This is a genomic window from Mesorhizobium sp. M0923, assembly GCF_040319365.1.
In the GTDB taxonomy this organism is placed as follows: domain Bacteria; phylum Pseudomonadota; class Alphaproteobacteria; order Rhizobiales; family Rhizobiaceae; genus Mesorhizobium.
In genome coordinates this window covers 194,293-211,247 of the sequence record NZ_JAMYNW010000002.1, presented here as the reverse complement: position 1 = coordinate 211,247, position 16,955 = coordinate 194,293, and the positions used below count along the sequence as shown (strand labels likewise).

The following is a 16,955-nucleotide window of genomic DNA, read 5'->3' as shown; positions in this document are numbered from 1 at the left end:
CGCATGATAGCGGCGAGGCCGTGAAATCCGCGATCGTTCTTCAGTTCTGCCTTGTTGCAGAGCCGCAGCTCGACGGAGACGTTCTCGTGAGACTCTATTGCGCACCGTGGGTTTGCAGCCTTGCCGAACGGCTCGCTCTTCGGCAGGCGGAGATCTCCTTCGATAGTGAGCGCGTCGACTTGGGGTCGAGGCAATCATGAGCCAACCCGCAAGATCGCGATCGCCCTCGTTGCCCTTATGGTGCTGCCAATGGCAGCTATTTGGAGCTGGCAGTGGTTTACAGGGGGCCGGTTCGAGGAAACGACCGATAACGCCTATCTCCGCGGAGACATTACCAGCATCGCTCCGAAGCTCGCCGGTTACGTCGTCGAAGTCGACATAGACGACAATGCCAATGTGTCAAAAGGTGCTGTCCTGTTTCGCATCGACGACAGCGACTACAAGGCCAAGGCGGAGCAGGCGAAAGCCAACGTCGCCGCCCGGCAGGCGGAAATCGCCAACATCAAGGCGACCCGTGAACTGCAGGACGCATTGATCGCGCAGGCCGAGGCGCAGAAGCAATCTGCCGCAGCCGACCTGCAATTCGCCCGCGCCAACTTAAGCCGCTACGTCACGCTGCAGAAGAACGGAACCGCAAGCGATCAGAAGCTGCAGGATGCGCAGGCCGGCCATGACAAGGCAAGGGCATCGCTGGACGGCGCAGAGGCCAATCTGTTGGCTCAGAAGTTGAAGCTCGGCGTCCTGGATGCACAATTGTCCGGCGCGCAGGCAGCCCTGTCGCAGGCACAGGCAGCGCTCGACCTGGCAATGCTAGACCTGGCCAACACCGTCGTGAGGGCCCCGGTCGACGGCATCGTCGGCAATCGCCAGATCCGGGTCGGCCGCTATGTCACCCCAGGGACGGCAGCCCTGGACATCGTTCCGGTTAACGATGTCTGGATCGTCGCAAACTTCAAGGAAACGCAGCTGAAGCAGGTTGAGATCGGCCAACGGGTCCGCGTCATGGTTGATGAATATCCAGATCTGCAAATCGACGGCCTTGTCGACAGCTTCGCTCCTGGCAGCGGCGCAGCCTTCAGCCTGCTGCCGCCGGACAATGCCACCGGCAACTTCATCCGCGTCGTCCAACGCGTGCCGGTCAAGATCAGGATGACGCGCAATCCGTTGCCCGGCCGCCTGGTTCCGGGACTCTCGGCTCGTGTTGTCATCACCGTCGGCACCAGGGATGCTCCGGCAGTAGCGCAGGAAATGCAGACAGGCGGGACCGCGAACGGGCGCTCAGCGCAATGATGCACCTCGCCGAAACGGCGGCTGTGCAGCGCCATCCCGGTACCCTGCGCGCTTCCTTGATAGCAACCGGCGTCGTGCTGGCCGCCTTCATGGACGCGGTCGCATCCACCGCACTGTCCATCGGCCGGATCGACATGCTTGGCGACACCTACGCAACGTCGGACGAGCTGGCGATGGTCGACGTGGTTTTCATCGCGGCGAAGCTGACGGCGTTCCTTGTCGCTCCGCTTCTTGTAACGGCAGCCAGGCCGACCGTCTGCCTGCGCGCGGGGGTTGTCGCCCTTCTGCTGGCATCCGCGGCCTTGACGTTGTCGGTGGACCTCACCTGGATTTGCATCTGCCGCATTGTCCAGGGGCTGGCTGGCGGCACAATTCTCGTCGCCGGCCAGACGCTGCTGTTCTTTCGCTTCCCTCATCGGCATCAGCCGGTCGTTCAGGCGGTTTTTGCCGTAGGCGCCGTCATGGCTCCGACAACCGTCACGCCGGTCCTGCAGGGCTGGCTTGTCGACCATCTGACTTGGGAGTGGATATTCCTGAGCATCATTCCGCTCGGCATCGTCTCCCTTGTCCTGTTGGCGGCGGACGGCGATCGGACCTTTTGGCGGAAAACCAGGTTTCCTGCCGTCGGGATATCGTTGCTCGGCATCAGCGCCGCGCTTTTGACCTACGTCCTGCTGCAAGGCAGCAGGTTCAACTGGTTCGACGACACCGACATCACCTTCCTTGCCGCAACTGGTATGACGGCCGCCGGCCTTCTGGCCGTCTGGGAGACCCGCCTTCGTTCAGAAGGCTCACTGCTGGCCATCTCGCCCCTTGGCAATCCGGACTTTCGCTTTGGCCTTCTCGTCAGCTTCGTCGCCGGCTCTGCCCTTTCAGGCAGCGCCTATCTCATTCCGGCTTTTGCCCTCAACGTGCTCGATTTTACCGCCACGGGCGCAGGAGTGCTTCTGCTGCCTAGCGGAGCCATGCTCGCGCTTGGACTTCTGTTGTCCGGCTTCGTCATCCAAAACACCGGGATGCGCCCGATCACGCTTGCGCCGTTTGGCATTCTGCTCTTCGCAGGCGCCATGTGGCTGCTGTCCGCTTCGACGAGCGGTAGCGGATCACCGGACCTGACCCTTGCTCTGCTGCTGCGGGGATTCGGCCTCGGCCTTCTGTTCGTGGCACTGACGCTGATTACACTGCAGGGCCTTGCCCCTGATGCGCTGCCGTTCGGCATCGGGCTGTTCAACTTCGGCAAGCAGGCGGGCGGTCTGACCGGCACAGCCCTCTTGCAGACGTATATTGATCACCAGAATGTCCACAACCGGACGATACTGACGTCCCACCTCGTCAATGGCGATCCAGCCGTGGACCAGCGCTTGAGAGCCACTGCGAACGTTCTGGCGAATAGTATCGACAGCGCCGCGGCAACCAAGGCCGCGCTGCCGCTGCTGCAGCGCGCGCTTGAGAGGCAGGTCGCCACGATCTCGTTCGACGAAGCTTTCTTCGCGCTGGTCCTGCTGTTCGCGGTCGCTGTGCCCTGCCTGATTGTCGCCAAGCAATTGCTCGGCCGCCAAGCCGCTCCGCAGAACTAAAACCGCGTCCACGCCCTATACTTTGGAACAGATGTTTTGGTCGGGCGAGGCTTCCAGATTATCTCATGAGCCGTGTTAACCGGACGAGACAGGGATGACGAATGCAGAGGTTTTTCCGGTTTCACTCTGCAGCCGACGAAGAGGCAGCCGAGCGTCTTACCTGTCCGGCTCGTATTTCCCAGTGGTGGGTGTTGACGCGTCGATCCGCGTCGCTTCTTGCCCGAGGCGATCGTTAGGCGCGCCGTAGCGGCCGGGCCGCCGCAGCGGCGATATCTCCGCGCAATGCATGGATTTCCATGAGATGCAGCCGGGGCATCGCGGGACTAGATTTAGGCGGTGAGTTCGCCTGTCCAGATATTGAAAACAAGTGCTATATAAAGCGCTGACCGTCCCCAGGCTTTCTTTGTCCGACAGGAGAAGCCAATGACAGCAGCGTCCGACTCACTTGGCGAAATCGACCCCGAAGCAACGCTCGCGCTGCAAATCATCGAGAGTATGCCCGGCCACGCGTGGGCAGCCGATGCCGCCGGACGATTCACCTTTGTCAGCCCAAACACCGTGGCGTTCCTCGGCAACACGCATGAGGATCTCAACACCTCCGAAGACGACGATGAGTTCGGCTGGCGTCGAGCCGTCCATCCCGACGATTATGATCGTGTCGCCGCCAGATGGCGGCATTGCCTCGAAACCGGCGATCACTATGACACCGAGCATCGTCTGCGGCGCGCCGATGGCGTCTATCGCTGGTTTCGAAGCTCAGGACGACCTTTTCGCGATGGTCAGGGCCGCATCATTCAATGGTACGGCACGACAATAGACATTGAGGACCAGAAGCGGGCGGAGTCAGCATTGCGCGACCGCGAGCGGGAGCTCTCGCAGCTCGTGGACATGGTCCCGAGTCACATCTGGCGGCTCGATCCGGACGGCGAGCCGATTTTCTTCAACAAGCGCATGGTCGATTTTCTCGGCCTGGACGTAACGGATATGGACAGACCGGGCACGAGCCGGCTGGCGGCGATGATACAGGCCGGCGTCCATCCGGACGATGCAGCAGCATTTGGCGATACACTCCGTGGTTGCTTCGCTACCGGTGCGAGCTTCGCCATGCGCTATCGCCTGCGCCGTGCCGATGGCGTCTATCGCTGGATGTCGAGCCGGGCGGAGCCGATGCGCGATGACGCCGGCCGCATCGTCCAGTGGTACGGCCTCTGTCACGACATAGACGATCAGATGCACGCCGAAGCGGCGTTGCGGCGAAGCGAGCGACAATTGCAGCACATGATCGACGCCGTGCCGGTCCGCATCTGGAGCGTGATGCCGACCGGCGGGCCGGTCTACTTCAACAAGCGATACCAGGACCATTTCCGCTCCGTTATCGCGAACTTTGATGCGCTCGGCGAGCCGGGCATCGAAACGCTGCTGCACGAGGTTATTCATCCCGAAGATGCTCCCGAGGTGCAGCGCACGTTATCGAATTGTTTCGAAACTGGCGGCGGCTCCGCGATGCGGTTTCGCTGGCGCGAAAAAGACGGCACCTATCGCTGGGCTGAGTGCAGGGTGGAGCCGCGGCGCGATGACGACGGAACGGTCGTGCAATGGTACGGGGTTTCTCTCGACATCGACGATGAGGTGCGCGCGCAGGCGGCGTTGCGCAAAAGTGAGCGGCGCCTTCGGCAGCTCATCGACACCGTGCCCGCTTTGATCTGGAGTACGACACGGGAAGGAAGGCCATCCTACGTCAACAAGCGGTTCACCGATGTAACCGGGGCCACGCTCCATGACATCACCGCCCCGGACGGATCGCCGTCGCTGAGCGTGATCCATCCAGACGATATCGACACCGCACGGCAGGCGATCCGCCATTCATTCGCAACGGGCGTGCCTTACGTTCAGAGATATCGCCAACGGAGGGCCGACGGCGGCTATCGCTGGACCGAGACTCGCGCGGAGCCGTTGCGCGACGAAGATGGCAGCATCCTCCAGTGGTACGGCGTAAGCGTCGACATCCATGACCTGGTGACCACGCAAGCCGCATTGCACGACCGCGAACGAGAGCTCTCGCAGCTCGTCAATATGGTTCCGAGCTACCTCTGGCGGCTGTCTTCGAACGGCGAGCCGACCTTCTTCAACAGGCGCCTGATAGATTTTCTCGGCCTGGACATAGCGGACGCGGAAAAACCGGACACGAGCCGGCTGGCGGCCTTCATTGCCACCGTCGTCCATCCCGACGATGCCGCCAGCCTGAGGGAAGCACTCAACAGCTGCTTCGCCACCGGCGAGCGCTTCTTCATGAAGTATCGCCTGCGGCGTGCCGACGGCGTTTATCGCTGGATGGAGGGCCGCGCGGAGCCGCTGCGGGACCAAGGTGGACGCATCGTCCAATGGTACGGCCTTACGCACGACATCGACGACCAGCTGCGCGTCGAAGAGGCGCTGCGCGAGAGAGAACGTGCGCTCTGGCAGCTCGTTGAAACGCTGCCGGCAATGATCGATTGCGCCGCTCCGGATGGCGAACCGATATATCGCAGCCAGCAGCTCCGCGAATTCCTCGGATACAATCTTGAGGAATTGGACGAAGCGGGAAAGTCCCGGCTGGCCGGCACACTCGACGCCGGTGTTCATCCCGACGACCTGACAGGTGTCAAAGAGAGATATGCCCATTGTTTGTCCACCGGCGAGCCGTATGCGCGACGGCACCGTCTGCGGCGCTTCGATGGTGAATATCGCTGGGTCGAGACGCGCGCCGCGCCGATGCGCAACGCTGAAGGTGCCATCGTGCAGTGGAACGTTATCTGCCTCGACATCGAAAATGAGGTGCGAACACAAGAGGAGCTTCGACTGGCACAAGAGAGACTTGCGCGTGCGAGCCAGGCGGCGAGCCTTGCCGAACTCTCCGCATCCATCGCTCATGAGGTGAACCAGCCGTTGGCCGCCATCGTCGCCAACTCCAACGCATGCCACCGTTGGCTGTCCGCCGTGCCCCCGAACGTCGAGCGCGCGAAAATCACGGCCGAGCGCATCATCCGCGATGCCAACTCGGCGGCGGATGTCGTCAGCCGCATCCGTGCCTTGTTCAGACCTTCGCTTGAAATGAGAACCAGCACGCCGATCCCCAGCGTTATTGCCGAAGCGCGTGACCTCATGGCCGAGGAAGCCATACGGCGTCGCGTTCGCATGGACATCGATGTCGAAAGCAATCTTCCGCTCGTCGCCTTCGATCGCGTCCAGATCCAGCAGGTCCTGGTCAACCTCATTCGCAACGGCATGGAGGCGATGGACTCCACCACGGACAGGGTTCTCGGGCTGCGTGTGCGCCGGATAGAGGACACGATCCAGACCGAGGTCAGCGACCGCGGCCCGGGTATCGAACGTCCTAACAAGATATTCGAGCCGTTCTTTACGACGAAAGGGAATGGGATGGGCATGGGGCTGGCGATCTCCCGTTCGATCGTCGAGTCTCACGGCGGACACCTATGGGCGGAGAACAGTGTGCCGCATGGAGCGACATTCATCTTCACTCTCCCGGTTGAAGCGAAAGCTGTGCAATGATGCCGGACGACGACAATCGTCCTCATCTTGGACGATGCTGAACGTATCCGGCGGCGCTCAGCAAACGCTTGGTTTATTCTCCTTTCGGTGAAGGGCGTCGCTGCCCCCGCGCAATGCATGGATTTCCATGAGGTGCGGTTGGGGCGTGGCGGGATTAGGGTGACGGTGTGAGTCCGTCAGCCCAGATCCAGCTACCAAGAGCAAGTGCTATACGAAGCGCCGACAATCTCCAGAGTTTGTTTGTCCGTCAGGGGCACCCGATGACGACAGCGCCCAACTCACTTGGCGAGACCGATTCCAACGCAACGGGCGCGTTAAAGCATGACTTCGACCGATCCGGACCGGGATTGCAAGGAAGTGGCCGATCTTTGGCGACGAGTGAACCAGGCCTGATTCGCGGCAACATGATCAGCGATCTTGAAAGAGGCAGGTTATCGCGCGTCTGGTCGCACCGTCCCCAATTCTTGCATCTGGGGCTTTTTATTACGGTCTATGTCCTGGGCTGCGGCTTCGCCCAGTCGCTCGCAATCATACCTGGAACAGGGATTTCCATTTGGCCTCCGAGCGGACTGTTCATCGCTACGCTTGTCTTCGCCTCCAGGTATAGCTGGCCGTGGTGGGTGCTGGGGGCCTGTCTGGCCGAACTGTTCAGCAACTTCTTGTGGTTCCACACTCCGCTGCCCGCGGCCTTCCTGATCTTTGCCGGCAACGCTCTTGAAGCGGTGGCCGGCGCATGGCTCGTGAACCAGACCTGCAAGCGCCCAGTTCGGCTGGAAACCTTGCGCGACGTTCTCGCATTCGTCGTACTGGCCGCTGGAATTGCGCCAGTTGCAAGCGCGACGGTGGGAAGTGCGGCGCTTGCGTGGTTTGGCATACAATCGCAAACCTTTGCGACGGCTTGGCCGCTGTGGTGGATCGGAGACGCGACGGGAGTCCTGATCGTAGCGCCACTGGCGCTGGTCGTGTTCCAGAACTGGCGCGGCAAGGCGCAGCTCTCAGCAGCGCGGTGGATGGAAGCTTGCGTCCTGGGGCTGATCTTTCTTGGTATCGCCGCCCCTTCCTTGAGCGGCTATCTGCCCTTCGCCTACATCATCATGCCGCCTCTTCTTTGGGCCGCAGTGCGCTTTGAGTTCAGAGGCGCCGCCGTAGCATTGACCGTTCTCGCTCTGATCACGGCGGTATTCACGATATCCGGCGCCAGCCAATTTGCCGGCGATCCCGAGTCCCAGAAGCACAACCAGATCATGCTGCAGCTTTTTCTGGCCATCTCGGCATTTTCGGCGCTCGTCGTGGCCGCCATATCCCGGCAGCATCAGGCGGCGGTGCTCACTTTGCGTGAAAGCCTTGAGGCATTGGGCGACCGGGAGCGGGAGCTCTCGCAGCTTGTCGACATGGTTCCGAGCCACGTTTGGCGCCTGAGGCCCGATGGCGATCCGACCTTTTTCAACAAGCGCATGGTCGACTTTCTCGGCCTGGACGTAACGGATTTGGACAAACCGGGCATCAGCCGGCTGGCGGCGATGATAAAGGCCGGCGTCCATCCGGACGACGCAGCAGCATTCGGCGATACGCTCAGTCACTGCCTCGCCACCGGCGAGCGCTTCTCCATGAGGTATCGCTTGCGCCGCGCCGATGGCGTCTATCATTGGATGTCGAGCCGGGCGGAGCCGATGCGCGATCACACTGGCCGCATCGTCCAGTGGTACGGCCTCTGTCACGACATAGACGATCAAATGCAAGCTGAAGAGGCCCTGCGGCGGAGCGAATTGCAGCTTCAGCAGATGATCGACGCTGTGCCGGTCCGCATCTGGAGCGCGGTGCCGACCGGCGGGCCGGTCTACTTCAACAAGCGGTACCAGGACCATTTCCGCTCCGTGATCGCTGATTTCGAAGCACTCGGAGAGCCGCGCATCGAGGAATTGCTGCAAGAACTGGTTCATCCCGAAGATGCTCCCGAGGTGCTGAGCACGTTGCTGAATTGTTTCGAAACAGGCGGCGGTTCCGCGATGCGGTTTCGCTGGCGCGAAACAGATGGCTATCGCTGGGCGGAGTGCAGGGTGGAGCCGCGGCGTGATGAGGACGGGGCGGTTGTGCAATGGTACGGGGTTTCCCTCGACATCGACGAAGAGGTGCGCGCCCAGGAAGCGCTGCGACAAGCGTCCGACAAACTCGCGCAAGCGGCTCAGGCTGCAAGTCTCGCCGAGCTTTCGGCTTCGATCGCCCACGAGGTGAATCAGCCGCTGGCTGCGATCGTCGCCAACTCCCATGCATGCCACCGTTGGCTGTCCGCAGCACCGCCGAACGTCGAACGCGCGAAGATTACGGCCGAGCGCATTATCCGGGACGCCAACTCGGCGGCGGACGTCGTCGGCCGCATTCGCGCGCTGTTCAAGCAATCCACCGAGACGAGAACCAATGCGACGCTCAGCAGTGTCATCGCAGAGGCACGCGACCTCGTGACCGAGGAAGCGATGCGGCGGGGCGTTCGCATCAGCGTTGATATCGGAAGCGACATTCCGCTAGTCGCGTTCGATCGCGTCCAAATCCAGCAGGTTCTGGTCAATCTCATCCGCAACGGCATGGAGGCGATGGACTCTGGTGCGGACGACGGAGTTATCAAAATCCGCGTGCGCCATATCGGGGATGTTGTCCAGACCGAAGTCAGCGATCACGGCCGGGGCGTCGAGTTTCCCGACCGGATATTCGAACCGTTCTTTACCACGAAAGAGCAAGGGATGGGCATGGGACTGGCGATCTGCCGTTCGATCATCGAGTCGCACAGCGGGCGTTTATGGGTCGAGAAGAACGAACCACGTGGAGCGACGTTTATCTTCACGTTGCCGATTGAAGCGAAAGCGGCGTCATGACGACGGACGGCCAAATTGTCTTCATCGTAGATGACGATGAACGCATCCGGGAGGCGCTCAGTGAGCTGCTGGCTGCGCACGGCATGCATGCCGTAGCGTTCGGATCGGCGGGCGATTATATCCGCGCTGACAAGCCGGACGTCCCTGCCTGCCTCATCCTCGATATCGAGTTGCCGGATATCAACGGCCTCGATCTGCAGCGGCAGATTGCCGAGGGCGATCATCCGCCGATCGTTTTCCTGACAGGACATGGCGATATCCCGTCCTCCGTGCGTGCGATCAAGCACGGCGCCGTGGATTTCCTGACTAAGCCCTTCAGCGATGCAGACCTCATGGCCGCAATCCATGCAGCGATTGCCCAGGATCGGGCACAGCGATCGGAGCGCGCCGAGCTGGGCGTGTTGAAGCAACGTTATCTCGAACTGACGCCGCGCGAACGTGAGGTGCTGCCGCTGGTGGTCAGCGGCCTGCTCAACAAGCAGGCGGCCGCTGAGCTGGGGATCAGCGAAGTTACGCTGGAAATTCATAGAAGGAACGTCATGCAGAAGATGGTCGCGGCGTCGCTCGCCGACCTCGTGCGCATCGCCGAGCGATTGGGAATACCGATCACGCACTCGCGCCGGGCAGGGGGGAGCTGAGGGTGAGCAAGCGGAGGCCTGTCGTGGCGATCGTCGACGATGACCCAAGACTGCTCGAGTCGCTGGAGGACCTCTTGGAGTCCGCCGGCTATGTGGCCCGCAGCTTCTCGTCGGCGAGGTCGTTGCTGGTCAGCGGCCTGTCTGGATTGGACATGCTTATCACCGACATCGGGATGCCCGGCATGGACGGCTTTGAACTTCGCGACTTGGTCAAGAAGGCGCGTCCGGATCTGCCCGTGTTCCTGATCACCGGCCGCCACGAGATAGTGGATCAGCACCGCGCCAAGGGCATTGGCAGGCTTTTCCGCAAGCCGTTCGATGGCCAGGCACTGCTTGCGGCGATCGGCGACGCCTTACGCAACCCAGAAACGGAGGCTAAACATGAGAGTTGACCAATTGCCCTTACGGAGATCGACGCCGTCATCACAGCAGCGGAGGGCTGAAGCCGAGCAGCCGCTGGTCATTATTGTCGATGATGATGCCTCTGTTCGGGAGGCGCTGTCTGAATTGATCCTGTCGGCGGGTTTTCTGCCGGTGTGCTTTACCTCGACCCGTGGATTGCTTGACGCCGACGTGTTGGAGAGCCCCGGCTGTTTGATCCTCGACGTGCGCATGCCAGGGACGAGCGGTCTCGATCTGCAGCACCATCTTGCGAAAAACGGCAACCCCAAACCAATCATCTTCCTGACCGGGCATGGCGACATCCCGATGACTGTCCAGGCGATGAAGGCCGGCGCCGTGGACTTTCTGACGAAACCGGTGCGGGATCAGACGCTGCTTGACGCCGTGATCGCGGGCATTGCGGTGGACGCCAAACGGCGGGCGGATGCCGTGATCGTCAAGCGCAACATCGAGCGCGTCGAGACGCTGACGCCGCGCGAGCGCGAGGTCCTGCGTGAAGTGGCGCGCGGGCGCCTCAACAAGCAGGTCGCCTTCGACCTCGGCATCAGTGAAGTGACCGTCAAGCTTCACCGCGGCAATGTCATGCGCAAGATGGAAGCCGCTTCCATCGGTGAACTGATCCGGGCGTGGGAAACGCTGCCCGCGCCGATGCGCGAGGTCTAGAATTGGCACAAGCCGATCCATGCCCCATCCAATAGGATTGCCCAGCGCGCCCGGCCATTTCAGGCTGTGGGAAATTTGCTTCTTCAGCGCGCGAAGGCCTTCCTGCCCGTCGGCACGCTCCTGCTGCTGCGGGTGGTCCTGATGTACATCGGTGGTCCTATTGGGTGTTTTGCGGCCAGGCCCGCGCCAACATCGCTACCTCTGAGCGGCGCTCTTTTGCGGCGCCGGTCTGACCGACAAACTCGCAACATTTCATGCACAGCAACTGACGCCGGCCATGCCGCGTCGGTCCCGCGCCGCTACCCAAGCCTAAATTGACGTATGTCTATAAGAGCTTGCCTCGGCCCGTCCCCAATCCTCGGCGTGCCTGCCCTGCACCTTGGCATCGTATGACAGATGCTTCCGTAGAATAGGTTCGCGGCCCGGATCGGTGCATCCTGTTCCTCGCAAGCCATCACGACCGTCGCGTTTCTACCGCTCCTCGCTCGTTCCTCCCCGACCGCGACCGCACGGGCCGATTCGACGGTCGTGATGGTGAGCAGGATGTTCAAAGCACATGGATGGACATGATGAACAACGACGGACTTTTCTCCGTCGGCGGATCTCGCCGCGATGTCTTGTTGGCCGGCCTGATCGCCACCGTTGCCGCCGGACTGCCCCGCGCTGCTTCGGCCGCGAGCCGAAAACAAAACCTTCCCTCTTCCCCCTCAACCAAAGGAACTAAGACGATGAGCACCATCACGACCAAGGACGGCACCGAAATCTACTACAAGGACTGGGGTAAGGGTCCTGTCGTCACATTTTCGCACGGATGGCCGCTGAATTCCGACGCCTGGGACAGCCAGATGCTCTTTCTTGCCCATAACGGCTTCCGCGTGGTTGCGCATGACCGGCGCGGCCATGGGCGATCGAGCCAGGCCACGTCCGGCAACGACATGAATGGCTATGCGGACGATCTTGCAGCCGTGATCGAGGCGCTGGATCTCCGGGACGCCACGCTGGTCGGACATTCCACCGGAGGAGGCGAGGTTGCTCGCTATATCGGACGGCACGGGACGAAGCGGGTGGCCAAGGCTGTTCTTATCGCCGCTGTTCCGCCGATCATGGTGAAGACGCCGGCCAATCCGGAAGGCCTGCCGATCGAGGTATTCGACGGCATAAGGGCTGGCCTCGTCAAGGATCGTTCGCAGTACTACCGGGACCTCGCACCGTTGTTTTACGGCGCGAACAGGCCAGGCGCCAAGGTTTCCCAGGGGATTCTGGATCAGTTCTGGCTCTGGAGCATGCAGGCGGGTCTCGTGAACGCGTACGAAAGCGTCAAGGCGTTCTCCGAGACCGACTTCACCGAGGATCTCAAGAAGTTCGATGTGCCAACCTTGGTCCTGCATGGCAAGGACGACCAGATCGTCCCCGTCAAGGACTCGGCAGTCAAGTCGGCCCGACTGATCAAAGGCGCAAAGGATATCTATTACCCCGGCGCACCCCACGGGATTACGGCCACGCACCAGGATCAGGTCAATGCTGACCTGCTCGCCTTCATCAAAGGATAGCAAGCCTCAGTCACGACCGCATGTTTTCCGCAATTCCTTGGAGCCGCCGATGACCACCTTTGGCAATATTTCGCGCGCCCTGAACCGCATTTCGGGTGGCGCGCCAGGTCAAACCTTGTGCGCTCGCATAGCCGAGCGGTGGCCTGAATGCTGGTTCTGCCGGCTCATGTCCCGGATTGTGGAACCGAACCACTGCGCCATCGAGTTGGAGCGCTGGCAAAGGCGCGAAACATGTGCTGCGACACGGCTGCCATTCGGGCAACCGCGCCTGTGCAGCGCGGAGGCGATCGCCGGTGTTCGACACTACGTCGCGCTGTCGGGGGTCGCCGCCGCGCGCTTGTTCTGCCTTGAAGGCCAATGCGCTCTCCAAGACGTCAAACTGGCTAAGCGCCGCGAGTTTATCAATCGGTAGCCGTTTGCGATTGCCGCTCATTTTGGCGGTCTCAATTCGGCGTGAAATTTTCTTGGCCAGCGGTTGCGACTATCGCAGCAGCACCGGCACAATTTTTCGAAGGCAGGAACGACATGGGCGCACTCTCAGGCAAGATCGCGGTGGTCACCGGCGGAAACAGCGGGATCGGACTATCGGCTGCAAAAATCTTTGCCGCCGAGGGCGCGCAAGTCGTCATTACCGGCCGCCGTCGGCAGGCGGTCGAGGAAGCGGTCGCGCAGATCGGGGCAGGCGCGCTGGGCATTCAGGGAAATGTGGCCGACGTGGCGCACCATGATGAGGTGGCGCAGCAGATCCTCCAGAGGTTCGGGGCGCTCGACATCTATGTGGCGAACGCCGGCGTAAACACCATCACCCACTCGGCCGACGTCTCCGAGGCAGAATATGATGCGCAATTTGCCGTCAACACGCGAGGCGTCTTCTTCGGCGTCCAGAAGCTGATTCCGATCATGCGGAACGGCGGCGCAATCATCCTCACAGGCTCGCTGGCCAGCGAGAAGGTTCTGGACGGTCATGCTGTTTACGCGGGCTCCAAGGCGGCCATAAATGCCTTTGCGCGCGCTTGGGCGATCGAACTGAAGTCTCGCGGTATCCGGGTCAACGTGCTTAGCCCAGGTCCGGTGGATACGGCTATTCTCGATAAGCTAGGCATACCGTTTGAGCAGCGCGGGCTGTTTGAAAAGGCGATGGCTGAGGCAATACCCTTGGGCCGGATGGGGCAGCCGGAAGAGCTGGCAAAAGCCGCCCTGTTCCTTGCCTCGGACGCGAGCAGTTTCGTCACGGGCATCAATCTGCGGGTCGACGGCGGGATGGCAGTGCTCTGAGCCACGACTGCGAAGTCGTCGCGCCAATAGACGGCCGAATAATGCCTGAGCAATCGGTCTTCCTCACGACGATTTTCCGGGAAGCTGCCGCACGAATCCCTCCAAATAGGTCGGAGGCGAGACGTTTCGCCGACGTGGTGCAAATTGTAAGCGGCAAGTCGCATTGCAGGGATCGACGCGCAAGAGAGAAGTCGGCTCGCCGATACGGCTGAAGGACCGAGGTCTCGCCCCGGTCCTTCAATTTTCTGTAGGTCGGGATCAGTGACCCCAGATGCCCTGGCCATATTCATCGTTGGGAACAGTCGGCTTGCGTACGGTTTTCGGCACCCCGGTATCGCTGTTCATTTTTCTGATCGAGGATGTATACATGTTGTCAGACGCAGTCGCAGGCTGCTGGGCTCCGTTTGATCCATAGTGGTCGCTTCCGGCAATGGCGCTTCCTGCTGTAATAACAAGCGCGACGGCAGCAAGGACTGTCATTTTCATTTCAGTAACTCCATTAATAGCTTGGATGGTATTCACCCATACAAATATAAATGTCGTGACCCAGCGACACGATCAGACGGTCCGGCGGTTTGACCCATACCAAGGCATTGGGCGATGCGGGCCGAAGGCCAGGAACTATGTCGTTGACGAGAGGAGGCTTTGCCGCCGTGTTCGATCCGGCCGGCTCACCAGCGCTCAACGGATCGACCGCGCCAGGTTCTCGCCACGGCGGCAGCGGCGTCTTGCAAACACTCTCCGGCCGCGCGCGCCCTCAGTGTCTGCTCAGACGGCTGCCGACAGTGCACACTCGGCATAAATACCTCAATCATGCTGCAAGGCACCTGATCTCCCTGGTGACCTACCCTGCACCTTGGCATTGTATGACAGACCCTTCCGCACAATAGGTTGGCGGGCCGCATCGGCGCATTCTCCTGAGCATTGGTCACCACAGGCCACACGGGAGAAAGCAAATGCGAAACATAACTCGAGTCCTGGCGCTCACTGCGGCGCTTGCCGCGTCGGGCGGCGGGATGGCGCAGGCCGCGAATTCTCAGCCCAAGCCGACGATCGTACTGGTGCACGGCGCCTTCGCGGAATCGTCGAGTTGGGACGCAGTCATCACGAAACTCAGCAAAGACGGTTATGTAGCGATAGCCGCAGCCAATCCGCTCCGCAGCGTTGCCAGCGATGCGAAAGCAGTCTCAGCCATCGTCCGGTCGGTTTCCGGGCCGGTCGTGCTGGTGGGGCATTCCTACGGCGGGCCTGTCATCACCGAGGCCGCCAATGGCAATCCTAATGTGAAGGCCTTGGTCTACGTGGCGGGATTCGCGCCGGATACCGGCGAATCGAGCCTTACATTGTCCAGCATGTTTCCCGGCAGCACCTTGGGTAGCGCGCTTGCTCCAGTCGCGTTGCCGGACGGCGGACAAGACCTCTTCATCCAGCCGGCCAAGTTCCGCGCCCAGTTCGCCGCCGACGTTCCGGAAGAGCAGACCTTGCTGATGGCTGCCACTCAACGCCCTGTTGCGCAGGCAGCTCTGGCTGAAGCCTCGGGCGTCGCCTCATGGAAGACGCTGCCGTCCTACATGATCTACGGCTCAGATGACCGGAACATCCCGGCAGCCGTCATGAGTTTCATGGCCAAGCGTGCGCACGCGGTAAAGACCGTCGTCATCGAGGGCGCGTCCCACGCGCTCATGGTCTCGCATCCCGACGAGGTCACGTCACTCATCGAGGATGCTGCTGCATCGGTCAGTCAGTAGCAGGCCGGAAACGCCCAGCATCCGATCGAGCAACGAAAATAGACACGCAACACCAGGAGACTAGACATGAAGATCGTCGTCATAGGCGGAACCGGGCTGATCGGTTCAAAGACCGTGGAGAGACTGCGAAACAAAGGACACGACGTGCTTGCGGCGTCGCCGAATTCGGGCGTCAACACCGTTACGGGAGAGGGTCTGGCCGCCGCGCTTTCCGGTGCGCAGGTCGTCGTCGACCTCGCGAACTCGCCGTCGTTCGAGGAAAAGGTTGCCCTGGAGTTCTTCGAGGCATCCGGGCGTAATCTCTTTGCCGCCGAAACGGCTGCCGGTGTCCGTCATCACGTGGCGCTGTCGGTCGTCGGTACCGACCGGCTGCAGGGCATGGGCTATTTCCGCGGCAAATTGCTTCAGGAAAAGCTGATCAGGGAGTCCGGAATTCCCTACACGATCGTTCACGCCACGCAGTTCTTCGAATTCACCGCCGCCATCGCAAACACGGGCGCCGTCGGAGATACCATTCATATGTCACCGGCCTACTTCCAACCCATGGCGGCTGATAATGTTGCCGATGCGATGGCGGACGTCGCGCTTGCCGCGCCGTTGAACGGCATGATCGAAATTGCCGGCCCGGAGCGCGTTCGCATGAGCGAACTTGTCGAGCGCTTCCTGAAGGCCACCAACGACCCGCGCAAAGTCGTCCCGGATCCCGGCGCGCTCTACTACGGCCAGGTGGCAATCGACGATCGAACGCTGGTGCCCGGCGAGAATGCGCGCATCGGCGCCGTGCGTTTCGATGATTGGCTCAGCCGATACACACCACCGAAGTAAGCAATCATCGGATAGGCCCACCATTCGCATTACAACAAGGAGACCAGACATGATCAAAACACTTCTCTGCGCCGCGCTCACCGCCGCTTCCGTCACCGCAGCAATGGCCAAAGACGCCGCCAGCGTGAAGCTTGTCTACGACCAGACTCTTCCAAACGTGCCTGGCAAGAGCATGAAAGCCGTGCTCGTCGAGTACGCGCCGGGGGGTACGTCGCCGGCCCATACCCATCCCAAATCCGCGTTCATCTATGCCACGGTCCTGGAGGGGACGATCCGAAGCCAGGTCAACGATGGGCCGGTGAAGACTTATCGCGCCGGCGAGAGTTTCTCGGAATTCCCGGGCGACCGTCATGCCGTCAGCGAAAACGCCAGCAACACGGAAGGCGCTCGTCTGCTTGCTATTTTCGTCGTCGACACCAGCGAAAAGGAACTGACGACGAACGCGAAATGAAATCGTGGCCCCCCGGACCATCGGGGCGTATGCGAAGGGACGGTCAGTGACATGAATTCGATCGCCAGCCGCACACTTGCGGGGATTTCGGTCCCCGATACACCGCTTGTCGGCCGAGCG

General features: G+C 61.3%; 14 protein-coding genes and 2 pseudogenes. 15 read left to right on the top strand and 1 reads right to left on the bottom strand.

Annotated elements, in window-relative coordinates:
• Positions 1-249: 249 nt before the first annotated feature.
• The 12 genes and pseudogenes from NKH89_RS04770 to NKH89_RS04725 all read left to right on the top strand — a co-directional run bounded on the left by NKH89_RS04770 (position 250) and on the right by NKH89_RS04725 (position 13,811).
• The gene (locus NKH89_RS04770; protein WP_352908455.1) at positions 250-1,290 is read left to right on the top strand and encodes an HlyD family secretion protein; all 1,041 of its coding nucleotides are present in this window, start codon (positions 250-252) and stop codon (positions 1,288-1,290) included.
• Entirely contained in the window at positions 1,287-2,867 is a 1,581-nt protein-coding gene (locus NKH89_RS04765) for an MFS transporter (protein ID WP_352908454.1), read from the top strand. The genes NKH89_RS04770 and NKH89_RS04765 overlap by 4 nt, the downstream gene beginning before the upstream one ends.
• Positions 2,868-3,290: 423 nt before the next feature.
• The gene (locus NKH89_RS04760; protein ID WP_352908453.1) at positions 3,291-6,416 is read left to right on the top strand and encodes a PAS domain-containing protein; all 3,126 of its coding nucleotides are present in this window, start codon (positions 3,291-3,293) and stop codon (positions 6,414-6,416) included.
• Between the two features lie 404 nt (positions 6,417-6,820).
• Positions 6,821-8,593 (top strand): annotated as a pseudogene (locus tag NKH89_RS04755) (MASE1 domain-containing protein); the annotation flags it as partial.
• Positions 8,594-8,623: 30 nt separating this feature from the next.
• Positions 8,624-8,800, top strand: a pseudogene (locus tag NKH89_RS35775) (histidine kinase dimerization/phospho-acceptor domain-containing protein); the annotation flags it as partial.
• An 87-nt stretch (positions 8,801-8,887) separates the two neighbouring features.
• Positions 8,888-9,283, top strand: coding sequence for a sensor histidine kinase (locus NKH89_RS35770; RefSeq protein ID WP_502896350.1), 396 nt, complete (start codon positions 8,888-8,890; stop codon positions 9,281-9,283).
• Entirely contained in the window at positions 9,280-9,921 is a 642-nt protein-coding gene (locus NKH89_RS04750; protein WP_352846135.1) for a response regulator transcription factor, read from the top strand. The genes NKH89_RS35770 and NKH89_RS04750 overlap by 4 nt, the downstream gene beginning before the upstream one ends.
• Positions 9,922-9,923: 2 nt before the next feature.
• Positions 9,924-10,313 carry a response regulator gene (locus tag NKH89_RS04745; protein WP_352483835.1) on the top strand — a complete coding sequence of 130 codons (390 nt, stop codon included), beginning with the start codon at positions 9,924-9,926 and terminating at the stop codon, positions 10,311-10,313.
• Entirely contained in the window at positions 10,303-10,986 is a 684-nt protein-coding gene (locus NKH89_RS04740; protein ID WP_352846342.1) for a response regulator transcription factor, read from the top strand. Before NKH89_RS04745 ends, NKH89_RS04740 begins: the two co-directional genes overlap by 11 nt.
• Positions 10,987-11,555: 569 nt before the next feature.
• Complete coding sequence (locus tag NKH89_RS04735; protein WP_502896349.1) at positions 11,556-12,536, top strand: alpha/beta fold hydrolase; 981 nt, start codon at positions 11,556-11,558, stop codon at positions 12,534-12,536.
• Between the two features lie 49 nt (positions 12,537-12,585).
• Positions 12,586-12,948, top strand: coding sequence for a hypothetical protein (locus tag NKH89_RS04730; protein ID WP_352812253.1), 363 nt, complete (start codon positions 12,586-12,588; stop codon positions 12,946-12,948).
• 113 nt (positions 12,949-13,061) lie between these two features.
• Complete coding sequence (locus NKH89_RS04725; protein WP_352908452.1) at positions 13,062-13,811, top strand: SDR family NAD(P)-dependent oxidoreductase; 750 nt, start codon at positions 13,062-13,064, stop codon at positions 13,809-13,811.
• Positions 13,812-14,069: 258 nt separating this feature from the next.
• Here the strand turns inward: NKH89_RS04725 and NKH89_RS04720 are convergent, their stop codons facing one another.
• Positions 14,070-14,297, bottom strand: coding sequence for a DUF680 domain-containing protein (locus NKH89_RS04720; RefSeq protein ID WP_352483839.1), 228 nt, complete (start codon positions 14,295-14,297; stop codon positions 14,070-14,072).
• 470 nt (positions 14,298-14,767) lie between these two features.
• On the opposite strand from NKH89_RS04720, the gene NKH89_RS04715 reads away from it, so the two are divergent.
• From NKH89_RS04715 to NKH89_RS04705, 3 genes are all read left to right on the top strand, one after another.
• Positions 14,768-15,559, top strand: coding sequence for an alpha/beta fold hydrolase (locus NKH89_RS04715; protein ID WP_023716991.1), 792 nt, complete (start codon positions 14,768-14,770; stop codon positions 15,557-15,559).
• 66 nt (positions 15,560-15,625) lie between these two features.
• The gene (locus NKH89_RS04710; RefSeq protein WP_023716992.1) at positions 15,626-16,384 is read left to right on the top strand and encodes an SDR family oxidoreductase; all 759 of its coding nucleotides are present in this window, start codon (positions 15,626-15,628) and stop codon (positions 16,382-16,384) included.
• 49 nt (positions 16,385-16,433) lie between these two features.
• Entirely contained in the window at positions 16,434-16,835 is a 402-nt protein-coding gene (locus tag NKH89_RS04705; RefSeq protein ID WP_352814212.1) for a cupin domain-containing protein, read from the top strand.
• Positions 16,836-16,955: the final 120 nt, after the last annotated feature.

Coding starts and splice junctions, on each gene's coding strand:
- NKH89_RS35770 (WP_502896350.1), top strand. CDS start 8,888: ATGCGGCGGGGCGTTCGCATCAGCGTTGATATCGGAAGCGACATTCCG.
- NKH89_RS04720 (WP_352483839.1), bottom strand. CDS start 14,297: ATGAAAATGACAGTCCTTGCTGCCGTCGCGCTTGTTATTACAGCAGGA.
- NKH89_RS04770 (WP_352908455.1), top strand. CDS start 250: ATGGCAGCTATTTGGAGCTGGCAGTGGTTTACAGGGGGCCGGTTCGAG.
- NKH89_RS04705 (WP_352814212.1), top strand. CDS start 16,434: ATGATCAAAACACTTCTCTGCGCCGCGCTCACCGCCGCTTCCGTCACC.
- NKH89_RS04715 (WP_023716991.1), top strand. CDS start 14,768: ATGCGAAACATAACTCGAGTCCTGGCGCTCACTGCGGCGCTTGCCGCG.
- NKH89_RS04710 (WP_023716992.1), top strand. CDS start 15,626: ATGAAGATCGTCGTCATAGGCGGAACCGGGCTGATCGGTTCAAAGACC.
- NKH89_RS04735 (WP_502896349.1), top strand. CDS start 11,556: ATGAACAACGACGGACTTTTCTCCGTCGGCGGATCTCGCCGCGATGTC.
- NKH89_RS04740 (WP_352846342.1), top strand. CDS start 10,303: ATGAGAGTTGACCAATTGCCCTTACGGAGATCGACGCCGTCATCACAG.
- NKH89_RS04725 (WP_352908452.1), top strand. CDS start 13,062: ATGGGCGCACTCTCAGGCAAGATCGCGGTGGTCACCGGCGGAAACAGC.
- NKH89_RS04765 (WP_352908454.1), top strand. CDS start 1,287: ATGATGCACCTCGCCGAAACGGCGGCTGTGCAGCGCCATCCCGGTACC.
- NKH89_RS04750 (WP_352846135.1), top strand. CDS start 9,280: ATGACGACGGACGGCCAAATTGTCTTCATCGTAGATGACGATGAACGC.
- NKH89_RS04730 (WP_352812253.1), top strand. CDS start 12,586: ATGACCACCTTTGGCAATATTTCGCGCGCCCTGAACCGCATTTCGGGT.
- NKH89_RS04760 (WP_352908453.1), top strand. CDS start 3,291: ATGACAGCAGCGTCCGACTCACTTGGCGAAATCGACCCCGAAGCAACG.